The 2,901-nt window shown below is 33.8% G+C and carries 3 protein-coding genes; 1 reads left to right on the top strand and 2 read right to left on the bottom strand.

Translation table 11 applies throughout. From position 1 onward, the window contains the following. Positions 1–801, top strand: an 801-nt coding sequence (locus DIU01_RS07635) for a DUF4349 domain-containing protein (protein ID WP_290833131.1), incomplete at its 5' end; no start/stop codon positions are given. A gap of 54 nt (positions 802–855) precedes the next feature. On the opposite strand, the gene lpdA is transcribed toward DIU01_RS07635, so the two are convergent. After that, positions 856–2,259 carry a dihydrolipoyl dehydrogenase gene (gene lpdA, locus DIU01_RS07630; protein WP_290833129.1) on the bottom strand — a complete coding sequence of 468 codons (1,404 nt, stop codon included), beginning with the start codon at positions 2,257–2,259 and terminating at the stop codon, positions 856–858. 97 nt (positions 2,260–2,356) lie between these two features. Further along, the gene (locus tag DIU01_RS07625) at positions 2,357–2,782 is read right to left on the bottom strand and encodes an META domain-containing protein (RefSeq protein WP_290833127.1); all 426 of its coding nucleotides are present in this window, start codon (positions 2,780–2,782) and stop codon (positions 2,357–2,359) included. Positions 2,783–2,901: the final 119 nt, after the last annotated feature.

Here is a 2,901-nt window from a genome sequence, read left to right as displayed (position 1 = left end):
GATTACGCAACAGCAACCGATAGCGCATCGGTAATTTCTTCGTCGGCAGCAGTGCAACCCAAGAACAGTAATCGGAAATTTGTGAGAACAGCCGATATAAAATTTAAAGTAAAAAACGTAGCCAAATCGACTTATACCATTGAAAATGTGACCAATAAATTTGGTGGATTTGTAACGTACACCAATCTTGAAAGCCACATCAATCATAAAGAAGAAACTCGTGTAAGTCAAGACAGCATTCTAGAAACTACAAAATTCACGGTTGATAATAACATTACTATTCGAGTTCCCAATACAAAATTAGATACCGTAATAAAATCGATTGCTAAAGAAATTGACTTTCTAGACTCACGATTGATAAAAGCAGATGATGTTACTTTGCAAATGTTATCCAATAAATTGGCGCAAAAAAGAAGCGAATCAACCGAAAAAAGAATCGCAAATAGTATAGATTCTAAAGGCAAAAAACTAAATCAAGTTATGGCAGCCGAAGAAACATTAGACACTAAAAAAGAAGCCAAAGATAACAAAACAATTGAAAATTTATCGTTGAATGATCAAATAAATTTTAGCACATTAACTATTAACTTATACCAACGTGAATCTATAAAACATGAATTATACGCAAGTGAAAAAAGCATCAATAACTACAGACCAAACTTGGGTTTACAAATTTGGGATTCCTTAAAAACAGGTTGGTTTATGCTTGAAAGTATTGTTGCATTTATCATTCAACTTTGGGCAATTTTCTTAATTGTATTTTTGGGTTGGATTGGCTACAAGAAGTTTTTGAAGAAATAATTTCATAAAAAAATCCGTTCAAATGAACGGATTTTTCAGTTATAAACATATATTTTAAACGTGTAACGCTCTATTATCTGTCGCAGCCAATGCAGCTTCTTTTATTGCCTCTGCAAATGTTGGATGTGCGTGTGACATTCTTGAAATATCTTCGGCAGATGCTCTAAATTCCATTGCTGTAACAGCTTCTGCAATTAAATCGGCACAACGAGCTCCAATCATGTGAACACCAAGAACTTCATCAGTTTTAGCATCGGCTAGGATTTTTACAAATCCATCTAAATCTCCACCAGCACGAGCTCTTCCTAAAGCCTTGAAAGGAAAACTTCCTGCTTTGTATTCTACTCCATCGGCTTTTAATTGCTCTTCTGTTTTACCAACAGCAGCAACTTCTGGCCAAGTGTAAACTACTCCAGGAATTAAATTATAATCGATATGTGGTTTTTGACCAGCCAAAATTTCGGCAACCATTACGCCTTCTTCTTCAGCTTTGTGAGCTAACATTGCTCCACGAACTACATCACCAATTGCATAAATATTTGGAACATTAGTTTGTAAATGGTCGTTTACCTCTACCATTCCTCTATCAGTGATTTTTACACCAGCTTTATCTGCCGAAAGTCCATCAGTATAAGGACGACGACCAACAGAAACCAATGAATAATCTCCTTCTAAAGTGATTATTTCACCTTTTGCATTTTCAGCTTGAACAGTTACAGCATCGCCATTTCTTTCTACCGATTTTACTTTATGCGAAACGTAGAATTTCATTCCTTGTTTTTTCAACACTTTGGTTAATTCTTTAGACAAACCTGCATCCATACCTGGAATAATTCTGTCCATGAATTCTACAACCGAAACTTGTGCTCCTAATCTTAAATACACTTGTCCTAATTCAATTCCGATAACGCCACCACCAATAATTACTAAATGTTTAGGAACTTCTGGTAATTTTAATGCTTCGGTTGATGTGATGATTCTTTCTTTATCTAATTTGATAAAAGGAAGATTTGATGGTTTAGAACCAGTTGCAATGATGATATTTTTACCTTCAATAACTTCTGAAGTTCCGTCTGCTTTTGTAACTTTTACGTGAGTTGCGTCTTCAAATGAACCTAATCCTTCAAAAACGGTTACTTTATTTTTATCCATTAAAAATTTAACACCGCCAGAAGTTTGGTCAACAACTGCTTGTTTACGAGCAATCATTTTCTCAAGATTTACTTTTACTTCGCCCGAAACTTCAATTCCGTGGTCTGCAAAATGTTGTAATTCTTCGTAATGGTGTGATGATGCCAACATTGCTTTTGATGGAATACAACCAACATTAAGGCAAGTTCCACCAAGCGTTGAATATTTTTCTATAATTGCGGTTTTAAAACCTAATTGTGCACAACGAATTGCCGAAACATATCCGCCTGGACCTGAACCTATAATGACTACGTCAAATGAACTCATGATATCTATTTTAGTGTGTTTTTATAAAAGTTGCACAAATTTACGAATTCAATTTCAATTATGATATCAAAAATCAAATTCAATGTGAAAAATCAATTTAATCCCAATCTTGTGCGACAAAAACCATTTTTTCTCCTTTACTTGAAGTTAAGGTTAACTTATGTGCATTTATAGAAAAGGAGTTCATTGTTATAATTGATGCTAAAAAATCAGTTTCCAATTTCATATTGTCTTGGCAATACATTCTTGTTGCTATTCCTTGCGAAAATTGAATTGATTTTCCGTCTTTAATCGAATAGGAAAAAGATAAATTGTTACAACCCATTTTAGAAGTTGCTCTTTCTGAATTTGTCATGTCTAGAAATGCTTTTTGTTCAACAAAATACTCTTTTTTGTAGTCTTTAAATTCTACTAACATCCAAACTCGATTGATGTTTTGCGTTGGAGTTTCTGAAACATTCTTTTTGCAATTGCAGGATAGTGTGAAAAATGAAACTAGAATTAGGATGGATAGCTTTTTCATAATGGAATTATTTTAACCACAAATTTCACGAATTTTCGCGAATTAATAGCATTTTTTATCCACATTCTTGTCATTCCGTAGGAATCTCAACTCATAACTTTTGAGATTCCTACGGAATG

Origin of the sequence: Flavobacterium sp., from assembly GCF_003525665.1 — a bacterium.
GTDB lineage: Bacteria > Bacteroidota > Bacteroidia > Flavobacteriales > Flavobacteriaceae > Flavobacterium.
The sequence above is the reverse complement of the archived record's forward strand: the minus strand, read 5'-3'. Positions and strand labels throughout refer to the sequence as shown.